This window comes from Bradyrhizobium xenonodulans (assembly GCF_027594865.1).
Classification (GTDB): domain Bacteria; phylum Pseudomonadota; class Alphaproteobacteria; order Rhizobiales; family Xanthobacteraceae; genus Bradyrhizobium; species Bradyrhizobium xenonodulans.
In genome coordinates, this window is the sequence record NZ_CP089391.1 from 576,424 (window position 1) to 593,996 (window position 17,573).

The following is a 17,573-nucleotide window of genomic DNA, read 5'->3' on the forward strand; positions in this document are numbered from 1 at the left end:
AAATAAAAACGCCCGGCTCAACGCCGGGCGTTTTGTTCTTGATGTCCGTCAAACCAACCGCATAATCCACCGTTAAAAACGATCACTCAGAAACGTCCGAAGAGTCCAAGGGAAGGAATACGATATGGCACGTGTTGCATTGGTGACGGGTGGTACGCGGGGCATCGGAGCTGCGATCAGCAAAGCGCTGAAGGCCGCCGGCTACAAGGTCGCGGCGAGTTATGCCGGCAACGATGCGGCGGCGGAGAAATTCAAGGCCGAGACTGGCATCGCCGTCTACAAATGGGACGTCAGCAATTTCGACGCGTGCGCCGAAGGTGTGAAGAAGGTCGAAGCTGATCTCGGCCCGGTCGAGGTGCTCGTCAACAATGCCGGCATCACCCGCGACACCGCCTTCCACAAGATGACGCTGGAGCAGTGGAACGCCGTCATCAACACCAATCTCGGTTCGCTGTTCAACATGACGCGCCCGGTGATCGAGGGCATGCGCGCGCGCAAATTCGGCCGCATCATCTCGATCTCATCGATCAACGGCCAGAAGGGCCAGTTCGGTCAGGTCAACTACTCCGCGGCGAAAGCCGGTGACATCGGCTTCACCAAGGCGCTCGCGCTCGAGAACGCCAAGGGCGGCATCACCGTCAACGCGATCTGCCCCGGCTACATCAACACCGAAATGGTGCAGGCGGTGCCGAAGGACGTGCTGGAGAAGAACGTGATCCCGCAGATCCCGGTCAACCGGCTCGGCGAGCCCGAGGAGATCGCGCGCGCGGTCGTGTTCCTCGCGGCCGATGAGGCCGGCTTCATCACGGGATCGACGATGACCATCAATGGCGGCCAATATCAGGCCTGATGGGGCGTCAAGCCTTTGACCCAAAAGCCTGTAGCTTCAGGCGCGGCAAGGCGATAGTGAAGACGAAAATGCCCGGCCTCGTGCCGGGCATAAGCGTCCTCAGAGCCTTGAATGATGACCCCACGCACAGCCACACTGATCGGATTGACCGCGATCCTGATGTGGTCGCTGCTGTCAGTGATGACGGTGGCGACCGGAAAGATCCCGGCGTTCCAGCTCGCCGCGATGACCTTCGCGATCGGCGGTCTCGTCGGCCTGCTCACTTGGATCGGCCGCGGCGATGCGGCGAAGAGCCTGCGCCAGCCGCTGGTGGTGTGGGTCGTCGGCGTCGGAGGCCTGTTCGGCTATCACGCGCTGTATTTCCTGGCCCTGCGCTTTGCGCCGCCGGCCGAAGCCGGCCTCTTGAATTACATGTGGCCGCTGCTGATCGTGCTGTTCTCGTCGTTCCTGCCGGGCGAGCGGCTCGCCATGCATCACATCATCGGCGCCGTGCTCGGCCTCGTCGGCACCGTGCTGCTGTTCGCCGGCAACACGAGCGGCTTTGCGCCGGGGGCGGCCCCCGGACTGATCGCGGCCTTCATCGCGGCGTTCGTCTGGGCGACCTATTCGGTCCTGTCGCGGCGGCTCAAGGCGGTGCCGACCGACGCGGTCGCGGGTTTCTGCCTTGCCACCGCCGTGCTCGCCGCGCTGATGCATGCTCTGCTCGAAACCACGGTGTGGCCCGAGACCACGCTGCAATGGCTCGCCGTGATCGCGCTCGGCATCGGCCCCGTGGGCGCGGCGTTCTACGCCTGGGACATCGGCATGAAGCGCGGCGACATCCGCGTGCTCGGCGCCGCCTCCTACGCGACGCCGCTGCTTTCGACCGGCTTCCTCATCGCCGCCGGTTTTGCAAAAGCCAGCGCCAACATCGCCATCGCCGCGATCCTGATCGCTGGCGGCGGCCTGATCGCGGCGAAGGACATGGTGCTGCGGAAGCGGTGATCGTCATTCCGGGGCGCGCGGAGCGCGAGCCCCGGCGTGGATCTACGGCTCCCAGCCCTGCGGTGCGAGCTCGAAGCCTGCGAACTCGAACGCCGGAGCTACGGTGCAGCCGACCAGCGTCCACTCGCCCGTGCTCTCGGCCATCTGCCAGGCATCCGCCGGCACGATCGCCTGCGGCCGTTCGCCGCCGAGAAGGTCGGTGCCGAGCCGGACCTCGTGGCGGGTGCAGCCCTCATGCGCGATGCGCAGTGTCAGTGGACTGCCGGCGTAGTAGTGCCAGGTCTCGACTGCGTCGACGCGATGCCAGTGCGAGCGCTCGCCCCGCGCGAGCAGGAAGTAGATCAGGGTCGAGCGCGAGCGCCCGTTGGCGTCGGTGGTCTGGTCGCGAAACGTCTCGCGGTAGTGGCCGCCCTCGGGATGTGGACGGAGTTCGAGGCGCGTGATGATCTCGGCTGCGGTCGGCATCGATCCCCGGCAGGATTTGTGCTTCAGGACTTGTTTTTGCGCTCGCGCAGTTCGCCGAACACCGCGGCGGCTTCGGCGCCCTTCATGTGCAGCCTGGCTGCGACCGACGGTTCATCGGCGCGCAGGAACACGTTGGCCCGCTTCTCATCACCAAGCAGTGAGGGAATGGTCGGCTTGTTCTCGGCCCGCAGCTTGGTCACCTCCGCCGCACGGGCCTGAAGCGCCGCATTGTCCGGATCGATGGTCAGCGCGAACTTGACGTTGGACGCCGTGTATTCATGGCCGCAATAGAGCTTGAAGTCGTCGGGCAGCGCCCGCAGCTTCAGAAGCGAGTCCCACATCATCGGGTAGTCGCCTTCGAACACGCGGCCGCATCCGATCGAGAACAGCGTGTCCGCAGCGAACAGCGTCTTTTCGTTGTCGAACACGTAGGAAATGTGATCGAGCGTGTGGCCGGGTGTCTCGAGGATCCGTCCCAGCAGATTGCCGACCTTGATCACGTCGCCATGGGCGACGCGCAGATCGACGTTGGCAATCTTCGTCGTCTTGTCATGCGGCGCGACGACGCGGCAATTGTATTTCTGCTTGAGCTCGGCGACCCCGCCGACATGATCGCCATGATGATGGGTAATCAGGATGTCGGTGAGCTGCCAGCCCTCGCGTTCCAGCGCCTGCAGGATAGGGCCAGCCTCCGGCGCGTCGATCGAGGCGGTCGCCTTGGTTTCCACATCGTGGATCAGATAACCGAAATTATCGTTTAAACAGTTGAAAGTACGAATTTCGGCGGCCATGACATCTCCATCGGGCTCAGCCCCGCCAGACAAATATGGCGTTAACGTTGCACAGGCAATGCAATATTCCGCGCGCGGCGGCGGCCTTGCGCATGTTACATTGCCGTCATGACCATCGACGTCGTCGACCTGCGCGAGTTCTACTCCCGCCGCCTTGGAATTGTGGCGCGGCAAATGATCAATCGCGGCATCAGGGAGCGCTGGCCGAATGCCGAGGGCCAGCGTGTGCTCGGTATCGGCTATCCCACGCCCTATCTCGGCCTGTTCCGCGAGGACGCGGAGCGCTGCCTCGCCTTCATGCCGTCAGCGCAGGGTGTCCTGAAATGGCCGACGGGACGGCCGGCGCTGGCTTCGTTGGTCGATGAGTTCTCGCTGCCGCTTCCCGACGCCGCCGTCGACCGTATCCTGCTGATCCATGCGCTGGAGATGTCGGACGATCCAGCCGCGCTGCTCCGCGAGGTGTGGCGGGTGCTGTCGCCCTCCGGCCGCGTGATCGCGGTGATTCCGAACCGGCGCGGGGTGTGGACCCGCACCGACAGCACGCCATTCGGCCACGGACGACCCTATTCGCGCTCGCAGATCACCGACCTCTTGCGCCAGACCTGGTTCACGCCGACCGCCTGGGGTGAGGCGCTGTTCATGCCGCCTTATGCCGGCGGCTGGGTGCTGAAATCGGCGCAGATGTGGGAGCGCGCCGGTGCGGCGCTGTCGCTGCCCTTTGCCGGCGTGCACATCGTCGAAGCCACCAAGCAGGTCTATCGCGCGATCCCCGCAACGCGCGAGCGTGCGCGGCTGATTCCCGCGCTGACGAAGCCCGTGCTGGTGCCGTCCTCGACGACGGTCACGCGCAGCTGAAAACAAATCGTCCCGGCGAGGCCGGGACGATTCAGGTCAGGATGTCTGGCGAAGGATGTCCAGCGAAGGCAGGGCCGCGGCTTACTCGCCGGGGGCCACTTCGTCGCTCGAGGCGGCCGGAGCGGCTTCGCGCTCGGGGCGTGGGCCATGCGGCCGACGCCGACGTCGCGGAAAGCGCTCGCCGCCAGCGCCGCCTTCGAAACCACCCTGGCCGGCATTCGCTTGCGGCTGTGCGCCGCCGGTGATGAAGGAGGGCAGGCGATCGACGCTGCCGGTGTCGGCAACGACGGGCTGCGGCTGGTTCAGCGGTAGCGGCTGGGGCTGCGGTTGATATTGCGGCTGCGGGCGATGGTCGCGTTCGCGATGCTCGCGCGGCTGCTGGTTGTCGCGCTGATAGGGCTGCTGGTTGTCGCGGCTCTGATGATCACGCTGGTGATCGCGCTGGCCGTCGCGGTCGCGCATGAAGGGCTGCTGCGGCGGCTGTGGCACGAAGCCCGGCTCCTGGCCGAAATTCGAGAAATTCTCGCCGTCGTCCTCGCCATCGTCGCCGCTGCTGCTGCTGATCGGCTCGTCGCCGCGCGGCTGCTGGTTCTGGCGGAACTGTTCCTGGGCGGCCGCGATCAGGCGGAAATAATGCTCGGCGTGCTGGTAGTAGTTCTCGGCTGCGACGGGGTCGCCTGAGGAGCGCGCATCGCGCGCGAGCTGGAGATATTTTTCGGCGATGTGCGAAGCCGTGCCGCGGATCTTGATGTCGGGTCCGTTGGATTCGTAGACCCGGGTCATCGGGTTCTGGCCGCGCCGGTTATTGTTGTTGTTATTATTATTGCGGTTGCGCATCCGCTGCTTGTTCTGACCGTTTCTCATGTCCTGCCTTTAATTCCAGCCCTAAAGGTTGCACGCATTACTGATTGCTCGGAGTGACCTGGTGACAGCGGTTCACATCTCTCGCGCGCACCGCGCGCAGGAGCGGCTTGAACTCTGCCGATGTTCGTCGACCGTCGCGTTCAACAAAGACGCGTTCCCCACCCGCCAGCACTCATTGCCAGCGAACCCATTCATATCGCCTGCCGAAACAAGCCCAGCTTTGTTGCGTAAGTCTTCAAGCGCAATATCAGGCTTTCGTTCACGTTGCGGTCGGTAAGCAGCGCAGCTCTAATCGCCATCGCGCTCAACAGGACCTGCGGCTTGGAACCTTCATCAGTAACGCTCTCGCCCGAGAGCCCGGCTTTCACCCGTAGGTCTACGGGGCCGGTACCGATCTGTTGACCGGAAGGTAGTCGTTCCCAAGCGATATTCCAAGAGGTTTTTTGCAGCCCAATCCGGCTTTTATGGGGGCATTTTTCGGGCCGAAACTGCCCGCGGAATGCCCGCCAGATCGGCCTTGGGCGGCCTGTCCACCGATAACGCGGCAGCCATCATCAAGGTTTCAATATCTCCGGCCTGACCCTGTCCAGCCTCGACGATCAGCGCTCCGCCGGGTGCGAGCCGTTCAGTCGCCTGCGGGATCAGGGCGCGGTAGGCGTCATAGCCGTCATTGCCGCCGTCGAGCGCCAGATGCGGATCGTGCTCGCGCACCTCGATGCCCAGTTTCGGAATTTCTCCCGAGGGAATGTAGGGTGGGTTCGACACGATGAGATCGAACGGGCCGCGGAGCGCCGCCGCATAGGAGCAGGCGACGAAGGCGGCGCGGCCGGCAAGGCCGAGAGCTGCGGCATTGCCTTTCGCGGTATCGAGTGCGGAGAGGCTGAGATCGGTGCCGACCCCGAAGGCACCGGAGATTTCGTGCAGCAGCGCAAGCAGGATCGCGCCGGATCCGGTGCCGATATCGGCGATGCGCGGCGGATGAGACATTCGCCGCTCGCGAAACAGCTCGAGCGCGCGTTCGACCACGGTCTCGGTGTCGGGACGCGGAACCAGCGTTGCTTCCGACAGCCGAAACGGCAGGCCCCAGAATTCCCGCACGCCGAGAATGCGCGCCACCGGCTCGCCGGCGATGCGACGCTGTGCATGCTGCGCGAGCCGCGCCGCTTCGGCCTCGGTGAGCGTGCGGCTGGCCTGTGCAATCAGGCCGGTGAGATCGAGGCCGAGTATCGCACCGAGCAGGATGCGGGCGTCGAGCTCGGCTTCGTCGAGCTGCGCCGATCTCAGTTGTCCGGCCAGCGCCCGCCGCGCGCTCTCGATCGATTGCCCGGTGAAGTGATGGCTCGCGCGGGGCGTCACGCCGCCGCGCCTTGCGCGGCGAGCTGCGCGGCCTGATGCTCGGTGGTCAGCGCATCTGTCAATTCGCCGAGCGCTTCGCCCGCGATCACCTGCGGCAGCTTGTAGAGCGTCAGATTGATGCGATGGTCGGTGACGCGTCCCTGCGGAAAATTATAGGTGCGGATGCGCTCGCTGCGGTCACCGGAGCCGACCTTCTCCTTGCGCTCGGCCGAGCGGGCGGCGTCGACGCGCTGGCGTTCGGCGTCGTAGATGCGCGAGCGCAGGATGTTCATGGCCGAGGCGCGGTTCTTGTGCTGCGAGCGGCTGTCCTGCATCATCACCACGATGCCGGTCGGGATATGGGTGATGCGGATCGCCGATTCCGTCTTGTTGACGTGCTGGCCGCCCGCGCCCTGCGCGCGCATGGTCTCGATCCTGAGATCGTCGTTCTTGATCTCGACGTCGACCTCCTCGACTTCCGGCAGCACGGCGACCGTCGCGGCAGAAGTGTGGATGCGCCCTTGCGTCTCGGTGTCGGGCACGCGCTGCACGCGGTGCACGCCGGATTCGAATTTCAGTTTCGAGAACGCGCCGCGGCCCTGCACCTCCGCGATGATTTCCTTGTAGCCGCCGACGGTGCCTTCGCTCGCCGAGATCACCTCGACCTTCCAGCCCTGAAGGCTCGCGAAGCGCTCGTACATCCGGAACAGATCGCCGGCGAACAGCGAGGCTTCGTCGCCGCCGGTGCCGGCGCGGATTTCCAGCACCACGTTGCGATCGTCCATGGCGTCCTTGGGCAGCAGCGCGACGCGGATCTTCTGGACCAGCTCTTCGATTCTGGGCGCCAGCTCGTCGCGCTCGGCTTCCGCCATGCTGCGCATCTCGGCATCCGTCGCGGGATCGGCGATCAGCGCCTCGGTGTCGACGAGCTCCTTCACGGCCGAACGATAGGCTTTGACCGCCTCGATCAGCGGCGTGATCTCGGCGAGCTCTCGCGTGATCTGCACATAGCGTTCGGAGGCGAGCTGTCCCAGCGATTCGGCCTCGAGCGAGGCATGATGCGCGAGCAGGACGTCCAGTTTGGCTTCGGGGAGTGACGACATCGGTTCAGTCTCAAATGGCGGAAAGAGGCGAGGCGGCGGGGAGGGACGACAGGCCCGCTACAACGCCAGGCCTTCGGCCTCGGCAAATTCCGTCAGCTTCTGCCGGATCGAGACGCTGCCGCTCGGCGCGTCCAGCAATGGGCCGAGCATCGCCTCGGCCTTCTTCGCGTCGAGGTCGATCACCATCGCCTTGACCGGGCCGAGCGCGGTCGCCGAGAGCGACAGCGAACGGTAGCCCATCGCGATCAGGGCGAGCGCGCCGATCGGCTTGGAGGCCATCTCGCCGCAGAGCGACAGCGACTTCTTCGCATCGTTCGACTTCCGCGCGATCTCGCGCAGCACGCGCAGGATCGGCGCCGACATGGTGTCGAAGCGCTCGGACACCTTGGCGTTGCCGCGGTCGACCGCGAACAGGAACTGGAACAGATCGTTGGAGCCGACCGAGATGAAGTCGACCTTCCGCAGCAGCTCGTCGAGCTGATAGAGCAACGCCGGCACCTCGACCATGGTGCCGATGTCGATTCTTTCAGGCAGCGTGTGGCCGTGCTGGCGCAGATAAGTGAGCTCGCGCTCGACCAGTGCCTTGGCGGAATCGAACTCGGCAACCTCCGAGATCATCGGGAACATGATGCGCAGCGCGCGGCCGCCGCCGGCGCGCAGCAGTGCGCGGATCTGGCCGCGCAGCAGGCCGGGACGATCGAGCCCGAGCCTTATCGCGCGCCAGCCGAGCGCGGGATTCTCCTCGATCACCGCTTCCATGTAGGGCAGCGCCTTGTCGCCGCCGATGTCGAGGGTGCGGAAGGTGACGGGCTTTGTGCCGGCGGCATCCAGCACGGTGCGATAGAGCGCGAGCTGGTCGCTGGTGCGCGGCAGGCTCTGTCCCACCATGAATTGCAGCTCGGTGCGGAACAGGCCGATGCCGGCGCTACCGGTGTCCTCGATATGCGGCAGGTCGATCGCGAGACCTGCGTTGATCATCAGCTCGACCTTCTGGCCGTCCCTGGTGACGCAAGGCCGGTCGCGCAGCGCCAGATATTGCGCCTGGCGGCGGGCGCGGAAGCGCACGCGCTCGGCGAAGGCCGCCTCGACCTCCTGCGACGGCCGCACATAGATCGAGCCGGAGGTGCCGTCGACGATGATGGCGTCGCCGGGATCGGCGATGCCGGGCGCATTCGGCACTTCGCCGACCGCGGGAATGCCGAGCGCGCGCGCCACGATCGAGACGTGGGAGTTGGCGGTGCCTTCCTCCAGCACGATGCCGCGCAGGCGCTTGCGGTCGTAGTCGAGCAGCGCCGCCGGGCCCATCGCGCGCGCGATGACGATGGCGTTGTCGGGCAGCTGTTCACGTGACGGCGCATGGTCCTGGCCGACCAGCTGCCGCATCAGGCGGTAGCCGAGATCCTCGAGATCGTGCAGCCGGTCGCGCAAATAAGGATCGGTCGAACGCAGCATGCGCGCGCGGGTGTCGGACTGCACGCGCTCGACGGCGGCCTCCGCGGTCAGGCCGGTGGCGACCGCCTCGTGCAGCTTGTGCGACCAGCCCTGGTCGTTGGCGAACATGCGGTAGGCTTCCAGCACCTCGCGGTGCTCGCCGCCTTCGGCGACGTCGCCGCGCTCCAGCATGCGGTCGAGATCGGCGCGCAGCTTGGCGAGCGCGGTGTCGAGCCGCTTGATTTCCTTCGGCAGATCCTCGGCGATGTAGTCCTTGATGACCACACGCGGCTCGTGCAGCACCACATGGCCGAGCGCGATGCCTTCCGACAGGATCGCGCCGACCTTCTGCGCGGAATGGCGTGCGGCAGGCTCGAGGCCCGGCTGGGCGAGCGCGGACAGCTCGCCCGAGGCGATCAGCTCCGCGATCACCATGGCGGTGGTTTGCAGCGCCTCGAGCTCCTCCTCGACATAATTGCGCTTGGCGCGGTTCTGCACCACCAGCACGCCGAGCGTGTTGCCGGCGCGCAGGATCGGCACGCCGAGGAAGGAGTGATAGATTTCTTCGCCGGTCTCCGGACGGAACGAGAAGGCCGGATGGCTCTGCGCATCGCTCAAATTGAGCGGGGTTGCCTCGCTGGCAACGAGGCCGACCAGGCCCTCATGGGCGCTGAGCACGGTGTGGTGCACCGCCTCGCGGTTGAGGCCTTCGGTGGCGTAGAGCTCGAGCGTGTTGTCGACGCGCAGCACGTAGACCGAGCACACCTCGGCCACCATGTTGGCGGCGATCAGCACCACGATCTTGTCCAGCCGCTCCTGGGCCGAGACCTGCTCCGCCATGGTTTCGCGGAGCCGTCTCAACAAGACGCGGGGACCTCCCGACGCGCTCCGCATGAACCGTCAATCTCCTCCGTCTGCCGGGCCCGGCGGTATCGGCCGGCGGCTGGCCCAAAATTCCAGAAAAACAACCAAATTGTTCGTCCGGCGCAGGCGCAAACCACAGCTTGCACCGAATCAGCGGCCTGAACTGGGACACAGTCTGCGGCAGCCCACCCTGTTCGCCGTATAGCGAATTGGGGCTTGTTTTGCCAAGCAAAACGCCTGCCAAACGCGAAGGTGTGTACACCTTCGCGTTTGCTGCGACCGCTAAGAGAAAATTAGCCTAAGCCTGATCGAGACCGTAGAGCGTGTGCAGGGTGCGCACCGCAAGCTCGGTATAGGCCGTGTCGATCAAAACCGAGAATTTGATCTCGGAGGTTGTGATGGCCCGGATGTTGATATTCCGTCCGGCGAGGGCGGAGAACGCCTGGGCGGCGACGCCGGCATGGCTGCGCATGCCGCTGCCGATCACCGAAATCTTGGCGACGTCGGTGGCGGTATCCAGCCGTGCATAACCGATCTTGGCCTTGGCGGCGGTGATCGTGTCCTTGGCGCGGGTGTAGTCGGCGGCCGGCACCGTGAAGGTAAGGTCGGTGGTCTTGCCGTCCTCGGACACGTTCTGAACGATCATGTCGACGTTGATGTTGGCATCCGCCAGCGGACCGAAGATCGACGCCGCAACGCCCGGCTTGTCCTCGATCTGGCGCACCGAGATCTGGGCCTCGTCCTTCGAAAAGGCGATGCCGGTGACGACGTGGCTTTCCATGATCTCCTCCTCGCTGCAGATCAGCGTGCCGGGCGGCTGGTTGGCATGCGGGTCGATATCCTCGGGCTTGTCGAAGCTCGAGCGGACGAAGATCGGCATATTGTGGACCATGCCGAGTTCCACCGAGCGGACCTGGAGCACTTTTGCGCCCTGGGAGGCCAGTTCCAGCATGTCTTCGAACGCGATCTTGTCGAGCCTCTTGGCCTTCGGCACGATTCGCGGGTCGGTGGTGTAGACGCCATCGACATCGGTGTAGATGTCGCAGCGGTCCGCCTTGACCGCGGCGGCAATCGCCACGGCCGAAGTGTCGGAGCCGCCACGGCCGAGCGTGGTGATGCGATTCGTTTCGGGATTGATGCCCTGGAAGCCGGCGATGACCGCGACCTCCTTGCGATCCCTGAAGCGGTTGATGATCTCGGTGCCGTCGATGTCCTCGATCCGTGCCGAGGCATGGGCGTCGCTGGTCTTGATCGGGATCTGCCAGCCCTGCCAGGAGCGGGCCTGGATACCCATGCCCTGGAGCACGATGGCCAGCAGGCCGGACGTGACCTGTTCGCCGGAGGCGACCACGGCGTCGTATTCGCGCGCGTCGTGCATCGGCGAGGCCTCGGTGCACCAGGCCACCAGCTCGTTGGTCTTGCCGGACATCGCCGAGACGACCACGGCCACCTCGTGGCCGGCGTCGACCTCACGCTTCACATGGCGTGCGACGTTGCGGATACGTTCGATGTTGGCGACGGACGTGCCGCCGAATTTCATCACGAGGCGGCTCATGACGACGCGTGCATTCCTTCATAAGGATCAGTATGGTGACCCGCGCCGACGGTGCCTCGCGGATACCGACCGCGCGTATACAGACGGGCGGGGCCGGGGGCAAGCGGGTTCCTGCGGGGCCAGTTGCGGGGGTATGGGTTAACCGAGATCATGGCGCGTTATATCGACGAGATCCTGCAACCCGGCGAGCGGGTGCTGTATTCGACCAATGCGCACTGGATCTTCTATTTTCCGGCCATCCTGGCCTGGATCGTGGCCTTGGGCCTTCTGGTCCTGTCACGGCAGGCCACGGTCGACGGGCTGGTGATTCTGTGTCTCATCGGCGCGGGCGTGGTGGCTCTGGCGGCCCTGTTCTGGACCGTGAAGGGCTGGTTCCACCGCTTCACCACCGAGACCGACGTCACCAACCTCCGGGTTGTGCACAAGACCGGGTTCATCAAGCGCCGCACCTTCGAGATGGCGCTGGACAAGGTCGAGAGCGTCGATGTCGACCAGACCATCCTTGGACGTATTCTCAACTACGGCGACGTGACGATTCGCGGCGTTGGCGAGGGGATCGAGAAGATCACCACCATCGCCTCGCCGCTCGCCTTCCGTAGTTCGATCACCACGCGGTAGGACCGCGCGTAACCATGAGCATGCAGCAAAATACTTCCGCAACCGCCTCCGCCCAGCCGGGCTCGACCGTCGACGCCGCCGAGATCGCGAAATTCTCAAAGCTTTCGGCCGAGTGGTGGGACCCCAACGGCAAGATGGCGCCGCTGCACCGGATCAACCCACTGCGGCTCGGCTACATCCGCGACGCCGCCTGCCGAAAGTTCGAGCGCAATGTGCGCAGCCTCAACTGCCTCGCCGGCCTGCGCGTCCTCGACATCGGCTGCGGCGCCGGCCTGTTGTGCGAGCCGCTGTCACGCCTCGGTGCGCAGGTCATCGGCGTCGATCCGTCGGTCAGCAACATCGCAGCCGCGAAGCTGCACGCCGACAAGGCGCACTTGTCGATCGACTACCGCTGCACCACGGTGGAAGAGATCGATCCGCGCGAGCGCTTCGACATCGTGCTGGCGATGGAGGTCGTCGAGCACGTCGTCGATGTCGGCGTTTTCCTCAAGCGCTGCGCCACCATGCTGAAGCCGAACGGCCTGATGGTGGTCTCGACGCTGAACCGCAACTGGAAGAGTTTTGCGCTCGCCATCGTCGGCGCCGAATACGTGCTGCGCTGGCTGCCGCGCGGCACCCACGAATGGAACAAGTTCGTCACCCCCGACGAGCTGACGAAATATCTCCTCGACAACCGCCTCGTCATCACCGAGCAGACCGGCGTCGTCTACTCGCCCTTCGCCGACAAATGGGCGCTCTCGTCCGACATGGACGTGAACTACATGGTGGTAGCGGAAGGCATGGTGTGAGGCTGCGGACATGGCACGAGCTGCCTCTCCACAGACGGTGTCGTCCCTGCGAACGCAGGGACCCATAACCCCAGGCCTTAATCGTTAGCCGAGACAGGCGTCCAGAGCATGTACTACGTCTACATCCTCGCCAGTCGCCATCACGGAACGCTCTACATCGGCATCACCAACTCGCTCCAGAAACGGCTGGAAGAACATCGAACCGGCAAAGGCTCGAAGTTCGTCAAGCACTACGGCGTGCACCGCCTCGTCGAGACCTACGAGCGGGCCGAAGAGGCAATCGCCCGCGAAAAAGCAGCTCAAGCGCTGGAAGCGAGACTGGAAGATCGAGCTGATCGAGCGCGACAATCCGGAGTGGCGTGACCTGAGCGATCTCCTGGTTTGATGGTGTAATGCTTCCCAAGCAAACGCTGTCGTCCCTGCGAACGCAGGGACCCATACCGCGTGATCTATCGGTGGAGACGAGGTGCTAGTACTGGACCACTAGCCTTCGCCAAACTGCTCCCTGGGGTTATGGGTCCCTGCGTTCGCAGGGACGACACTGAAAATTGTTGCGCGAGCATCGCACCCATGACGTCCGTGTGGTTGACCGCGCAAGCGACAGCTTGCAACGTTGGCTACGATCTTTTCCTGCATAGCCGCCCCCAACCCCCATGTTCACCGTCGCCAGCCTCTGGATTCCCTTCACAATCATTGCTGCGCTCGGCCAGGTCGTGCGCAATGCGATGCAGCGGTCGTTGACGAAGCCGCTGGGGACCTGGGGCGCGACCAATATCCGCTTCCTGTTCGGCTTCCCGTTCTCGCTGCTGTTTCTTGGCGTGGTGCTGGTCTTAACCGGCGATCATCTCGGCATGCCGCCGGCCGTGTTCTGGCTGTGGCTGCTGCTGGGTGCGCTCAGCCAGATCGTCGCCACCGGGCTGATGCTGCTCGCGATGAACGATCGCTCCTTCGTGGTGACGACGGCGTACCTGAAGACCGAGGCGATCCAGACCGCAATCTTCGGCTTCGTCTTTCTCGGCGATCATCTGACCTGGCTGAAGGTGCTGGCGATCGTGATCGCGACAATCGGCGTCGTCATCACCGCGCTGCGGCCTGGCGGCGAGAAGAGCTTTGCGGAATTGAAGCCGACCATCACGGGCCTCGTTGCCGCCGCGGCGTTCGCGCTGTCGGCCGTGGGCTTCCGCGGCGCCATCATCAACGTGCCGGGCGTATCCTTCGTGACGGCCGCGTCGGTCACGCTGGTGCTCGGCCTGTTCGCGCAGACGCTGGTGCTGACGATCTACCTGCTCTGGCGCGCGCCAGACGTGCTGCGGGGGATCCTCGGACTTTGGCGGCCCTCGATGCTCGCGGGCTTCACGGGCGCCTTCGCCTCGCAATTCTGGTTCCTGGCGTTTGCACTGACGGCGGCCGCCAATGTCCGCACGCTCGCGCTGATCGAGGTGCTGTTCGCGCAGGGCGTGGCATATTACTCGTTCAAGCAGCCGATCGCGCCGCGCGAGATTTTCGGCATCGCGCTGATCGTCGTCGGCGTGGCTGTGCTGGTGGGCGTCTGACGCGCGTCGCGCGTCAGTTCCGGTCTTCCGGCAAGGTCGGCAGCGGCGAGACCTCGATGCCCTCGTCGATCAGCGACTTCGCGTCTTCAGGCGAGGCCTCGCCATAGATCGGACGGTGCTCCTTGTCGCCGTAATGCATGGCGCGGGCTTCGTTGGCGAAACGCTCGCCGACATTGTCGGCGTTCTTGACGATGTGATCGCGCAGCTCTTTCAGCTTGGCGCGCAATTCGCGCTCCTGCGCCATCATCAGCGAGGTCGATCCTGATGGCGTGGCTTCCGGCGCGGCGGTCGTCGCCGGCTCCGGTGGCGGGGTTGCGCGACCGCGGCCCTTCTTGCCGACGATCCGCGGGGCCATGATCGCCTTGTCGACCTTGGCCGAGCCGCAGATCGGACAGGTCACGAGCTTGCGCCTCACCTGCGAATCGTAAGCCGACGAGCTCTGGAACCAGCTCTCGAAGGCATGGTTTCGGTCGCAGTGGAGCGCGTAGCGGATCATACCGATCCCCTGACGAGGTGCAGATGGTCCGGCCCGGCCTTGGGATCGGCGACGCCGAAGCGGCGGCCGTGCTGGAGCGAGGGAATTGCGCGGCGGGCGGTCTCGACCTTGGCCGGATCGATCTTCGCCATGATGATGCCGGGCTCGACATCGCCCTCGGCGAGGATCTCGCCCCAGGGATCGATGATCAGGGAGTGACCGTAGGTCTCGCGCTTGTTCTCGTGCAGGCCTGCCTGCGCCGCCGCGAACACGAAGCAGCCGGTCTCGATCGCGCGCGCACGCAGCAGCACATGCCAGTGCGCCTCACCGGTCTTGCGGGTGAAGGCCGACGGCACCGTGATGAAATACGCGCCGCTCTCGGCCAGCGCGCGATAGAGCGCGGGGAAGCGCACGTCGTAGCAGATCGTTAAGCCCACCCGGCCCCAGGGCAGGTCGGAGATCACGGCGGTCTCGCCCGGCTGGTAATTGGCGGATTCGCGATAGCTCTCGCCGTCCGGCAGCTCGATGTCGAACATGTGGATCTTGTCGTAGCTCGCGAGCACATTGCCCTCGGGCCCGATCAGGAAGGAGCGGTTGACCGCCTTCTCCGGCGAGAAGCGCAGCGCCAGCGAGCCGACATGGATGTGAATCCCGAGCTCGGCCGCGAGAGCCCGATAAGCCTTCAGCGAGGTGTCGTCCTCCTCGCTCTGCAGATGCTCGAACAGTGCCTTGCGGTTGAGCTGCATCATGTTGCTGACTTCGGGCGTCTGCACGTAGTCGGCGCCATTGGCCGCAGCCTGCCGGATCAGCCTGGTCGCCTGGGCGAGGCTCGGCTCGGGCATCAGGCCGGTGCGCATCTGCACCATGGCGGCGGTGAAGGTCCTGTTGTCGCTCATGACACCGCCTTCACGTTGTCGAGCAGGCCGTCGAGCTTGCCCTCGCGGTCGAGCGCGTAGAGGTCGTCGCAGCCGCCGACATGGGTTCCGCCGATCCAGATCTGGGGGAAGGTCGAGCCATCGCCGGCGCGGTCGTACATCTCCTGACGCCAGGACGGGTTCTTGGCGACGTCGAACTCCGTGAAGGTCGCCTTCTTGCGGGTCAGCAGCGATCTGGCGGCGGAACAGTAACCGCAACCCGGTCTGGTGTAGATCTCGACAGCAGCGGTCATGTCGTCCAGCGCTCTCATGTCATGAAGTCATTGAATTATATGGGACGGGGGCCGCTCTCGACAACCCGGGCGAACACCAGCACGTCGACCTGGGCCGCCTTGGCGCGCAGCAGGGCCCGCGCGCAGGCATCCAGCGTCGCCCCCGAGGTCAGGACATCGTCGATCAGGATGATACGGCGGCCCTGGACCTCGGCCTGACGGTCGGGGGATACCTGGAATGCGCCCTGCACATTGGTCGCGCGCTGGGCCCGCGACAGGCCGATCTGCTGCTCGGTCGCGCGCACCCGTCGGAGCACCTCGCCGCGGACCTTGATCCCGCTCTGCCGTTCGATGATGCGCGCGAGCGCGCCGGACTGGTTGTAGCGGCGCCGCCAGGCCCGCCGCCAATGCAGAGGCACCGGCACCAGCATGTCGGCGCCTGCGAGCAGCTCGCCGCCCGCGCGCGCCATCCAGCGGCCCATGGCTGGCGCCAGATCGGTGCGGTCCTGGTATTTCAGCGCATGCACCAGCGTGCGCGCGACGTCGTCATAACGTACCGCCGCGCGCGCCCGCTGGTAGGCCGGCGGGCTCGCGATCGCCTCCATCGACAGCATGTCGGGGCCGGGGTCATAAACGAAGGGGATGCCGAGCCGCGGGCAATAGGGCCGTTCGATGAACGACAGCCGCGCCCAGCACGACGCGCAGACCCCCTCGCCATCGACCGGCTCACGGCAGGACACGCATAGCGTCGGCAGCGCAACGTCGAGCGCGAGCCGCGCCGCCCGCGCCAGCACGGTGCGGCCGGCCGTCCACGCCGCACGCAGCGGTGCGGAGAGGGAACGGGAGGGGGCGGCGTCGGCTTCCATGGGAGGAGGCTAGCGTTGCACGCGGCGGATTGCCAGAACCGTCGTGATCAGCGTAACCAGCGGCATGGCCCAGACCCCGCAAACCCCGCCTGCCTTGTTCGATCGCGCGTTGCTGTACGCACGGCAGCGGCGTGCGCTGGCGCAGGGCGAGGTGACCTTTCTGCTCGATCGTGTGGCCGAGGACATGTCCGACCGGCTGGCCGCAGTGATGCGCGAGTTTCACGCGCCGGCCGATCTGTGGACATCAGGGGAAGGCCTCGCTGGGCTGCGCACGCAGCTTCCCACTATCGAGCGCATCGCGCTCGATGCGGCGGGAGCGGAGACGCTGCCCTTCGCCCCGGAAAGCCTCGACCTCGTCGTCTCCGCGCTGGCGCTGCAATTCGTCAACGATTTGCCGGGCGTGTTCGCGCAAATCCGCCGTGCACTGAAGCCCGATGGTTTGCTCCTCGCCGCGATGATCGGCGGCGACAGCCTGACCGAGCTGCGCCAGGCCTTTGCCGCAGCGGAAGCCGAATGCGAGGGCGGCGTTTCGCCGCGCGTGGCGCCGTTTGCGGATTTGCGTGACATCGGCGCGCTGTTGCAGCGGGCGGGCTTTGCACTGCCTGTCACCGACGTCGACCGCGTCGTGGTGCGCTATGGCAATGCGTTCGCGCTGATGCAGGATCTCCGCCGCATGGGCGCGGCCAATGTGATGATCGAGCGGCGCCGCGTCCCGAGCCGGCGTGCGACGCTGCTGCGCATGGCCGAAATCTATGCTGAGCGCTTTGCCGACGCCGACGGCCGCATCCGCGCGACCTTCGACATCATCTGGCTGTCCGGCTGGGCCCCGCATGCGAGCCAGCAGCAGCCGCTCAAGCCGGGGTCGGCGAAAGCGAGCCTGGCGGAGGCGGTGAAGAAGGCGGGGAAGGAGTAGCGGTAGCTTGCCGCAAAACGCGGCGTCATCCTGAGGTGCGAGCCTCTTCGGCGAGCCTCGAAGGATGCCAGCGGGCACCTTGGCGCCGTCGCCCTTCGAGGCCTCCGCTTCGCTCC

At 65.5% G+C, this 17,573-nt stretch carries 18 protein-coding genes and 1 pseudogene; 8 read left to right on the forward strand and 11 right to left on the reverse strand.

The window, feature by feature from the left end; genetic code table 11:
• Positions 1-124: 124 nt before the first annotated feature.
• Together phbB and yddG are read left to right on the forward strand one after the other, a co-directional pair.
• Positions 125-850, forward strand: a complete 726-nt coding sequence (phbB, locus tag I3J27_RS02715) for an acetoacetyl-CoA reductase (protein ID WP_270164935.1) — start codon at positions 125-127, stop codon at positions 848-850.
• A gap of 114 nt (positions 851-964) precedes the next feature.
• Positions 965-1,834 carry an aromatic amino acid exporter YddG gene (yddG, locus tag I3J27_RS02720; RefSeq protein WP_270173020.1) on the forward strand — a complete coding sequence of 290 codons (870 nt, stop codon included), beginning with the start codon at positions 965-967 and terminating at the stop codon, positions 1,832-1,834.
• A 42-nt stretch (positions 1,835-1,876) separates the two neighbouring features.
• Here yddG and I3J27_RS02725 read toward each other — a convergent pair whose 3' ends face one another.
• Positions 1,877-2,299, reverse strand: a complete 423-nt coding sequence (locus tag I3J27_RS02725) for a cupin domain-containing protein (RefSeq protein ID WP_270164938.1) — start codon at positions 2,297-2,299, stop codon at positions 1,877-1,879.
• Positions 2,300-2,322: 23 nt separating this feature from the next.
• The gene (gloB, locus tag I3J27_RS02730) at positions 2,323-3,090 is read right to left on the reverse strand and encodes a hydroxyacylglutathione hydrolase (protein WP_270164940.1); all 768 of its coding nucleotides are present in this window, start codon (positions 3,088-3,090) and stop codon (positions 2,323-2,325) included.
• A 108-nt stretch (positions 3,091-3,198) separates the two neighbouring features.
• On the opposite strand from gloB, the gene I3J27_RS02735 reads away from it, so the two are divergent.
• A complete protein-coding gene (locus tag I3J27_RS02735) occupies positions 3,199-3,945 on the forward strand; it encodes a class I SAM-dependent methyltransferase (protein WP_270164942.1) in 747 nt (248 codons plus the stop codon).
• Positions 3,946-4,026: 81 nt separating this feature from the next.
• Here the strand turns inward: I3J27_RS02735 and I3J27_RS02740 are convergent, their stop codons facing one another.
• The 5 genes from I3J27_RS02740 to I3J27_RS02760 form a co-directional block, all read right to left on the reverse strand.
• Positions 4,027-4,809, reverse strand: a complete 783-nt coding sequence (locus I3J27_RS02740; RefSeq protein WP_270164944.1) for a DUF4167 domain-containing protein — start codon at positions 4,807-4,809, stop codon at positions 4,027-4,029.
• A 462-nt stretch (positions 4,810-5,271) separates the two neighbouring features.
• A complete protein-coding gene (prmC, locus tag I3J27_RS02745) occupies positions 5,272-6,165 on the reverse strand; it encodes a peptide chain release factor N(5)-glutamine methyltransferase (protein ID WP_270164946.1) in 894 nt (297 codons plus the stop codon).
• Positions 6,162-7,247, reverse strand: coding sequence for a peptide chain release factor 1 (gene prfA / locus I3J27_RS02750; RefSeq protein WP_270164947.1), 1,086 nt, complete (start codon positions 7,245-7,247; stop codon positions 6,162-6,164). Before prfA ends, prmC begins: the two co-directional genes overlap by 4 nt.
• Before the next feature lie 57 nt (positions 7,248-7,304).
• Positions 7,305-9,572 carry a phosphoenolpyruvate--protein phosphotransferase gene (gene ptsP, locus I3J27_RS02755; protein WP_270164949.1) on the reverse strand — a complete coding sequence of 756 codons (2,268 nt, stop codon included), beginning with the start codon at positions 9,570-9,572 and terminating at the stop codon, positions 7,305-7,307.
• Positions 9,573-9,840: 268 nt separating this feature from the next.
• Positions 9,841-11,097, reverse strand: a complete 1,257-nt coding sequence (locus I3J27_RS02760) for an aspartate kinase (protein ID WP_270164951.1) — start codon at positions 11,095-11,097, stop codon at positions 9,841-9,843.
• 150 nt (positions 11,098-11,247) lie between these two features.
• Between I3J27_RS02760 and I3J27_RS02765 the strand changes: the two genes are divergently transcribed.
• The 4 genes and pseudogenes from I3J27_RS02765 to I3J27_RS02780 all read left to right on the forward strand — a co-directional run bounded on the left by I3J27_RS02765 (position 11,248) and on the right by I3J27_RS02780 (position 14,056).
• Positions 11,248-11,715, forward strand: coding sequence for a PH domain-containing protein (locus I3J27_RS02765; RefSeq protein WP_270164953.1), 468 nt, complete (start codon positions 11,248-11,250; stop codon positions 11,713-11,715).
• Between the two features lie 14 nt (positions 11,716-11,729).
• Positions 11,730-12,503, forward strand: a complete 774-nt coding sequence (gene ubiG, locus I3J27_RS02770; protein ID WP_270164955.1) for a bifunctional 2-polyprenyl-6-hydroxyphenol methylase/3-demethylubiquinol 3-O-methyltransferase UbiG — start codon at positions 11,730-11,732, stop codon at positions 12,501-12,503.
• Positions 12,504-12,611: 108 nt separating this feature from the next.
• Positions 12,612-12,888 (forward strand): annotated as a pseudogene (locus I3J27_RS02775) (GIY-YIG nuclease family protein).
• Positions 12,889-13,156: 268 nt separating this feature from the next.
• Entirely contained in the window at positions 13,157-14,056 is a 900-nt protein-coding gene (locus tag I3J27_RS02780) for an EamA family transporter (protein ID WP_270164956.1), read from the forward strand.
• A 13-nt stretch (positions 14,057-14,069) separates the two neighbouring features.
• Here the strand turns inward: I3J27_RS02780 and I3J27_RS02785 are convergent, their stop codons facing one another.
• From I3J27_RS02785 to I3J27_RS02800, 4 genes are read right to left on the reverse strand one after another with little or no spacing between them, the layout of a single operon-like run.
• Positions 14,070-14,552: a DUF1178 family protein gene (locus tag I3J27_RS02785; RefSeq protein ID WP_270164958.1), complete on the reverse strand. Its 483-nt coding sequence runs from the start codon at positions 14,550-14,552 to the stop codon at positions 14,070-14,072.
• The gene (locus I3J27_RS02790; protein ID WP_270164960.1) at positions 14,549-15,427 is read right to left on the reverse strand and encodes a carbon-nitrogen hydrolase family protein; all 879 of its coding nucleotides are present in this window, start codon (positions 15,425-15,427) and stop codon (positions 14,549-14,551) included. The genes I3J27_RS02785 and I3J27_RS02790 overlap by 4 nt, the downstream gene beginning before the upstream one ends.
• Positions 15,424-15,699: a glutaredoxin 3 gene (gene grxC / locus I3J27_RS02795; RefSeq protein WP_270173021.1), complete on the reverse strand. Its 276-nt coding sequence runs from the start codon at positions 15,697-15,699 to the stop codon at positions 15,424-15,426. Before grxC ends, I3J27_RS02790 begins: the two co-directional genes overlap by 4 nt.
• Before the next feature lie 35 nt (positions 15,700-15,734).
• Positions 15,735-16,544 carry a ComF family protein gene (locus I3J27_RS02800; RefSeq protein ID WP_270164962.1) on the reverse strand — a complete coding sequence of 270 codons (810 nt, stop codon included), beginning with the start codon at positions 16,542-16,544 and terminating at the stop codon, positions 15,735-15,737.
• Positions 16,545-16,608: 64 nt separating this feature from the next.
• Here I3J27_RS02800 and I3J27_RS02805 point away from each other — a divergent pair, with 64 nt between their 5' ends.
• The gene (locus I3J27_RS02805; RefSeq protein WP_270173022.1) at positions 16,609-17,457 is read left to right on the forward strand and encodes a methyltransferase domain-containing protein; all 849 of its coding nucleotides are present in this window, start codon (positions 16,609-16,611) and stop codon (positions 17,455-17,457) included.
• The last annotated feature ends 116 nt before the right edge of the window (positions 17,458-17,573 follow it).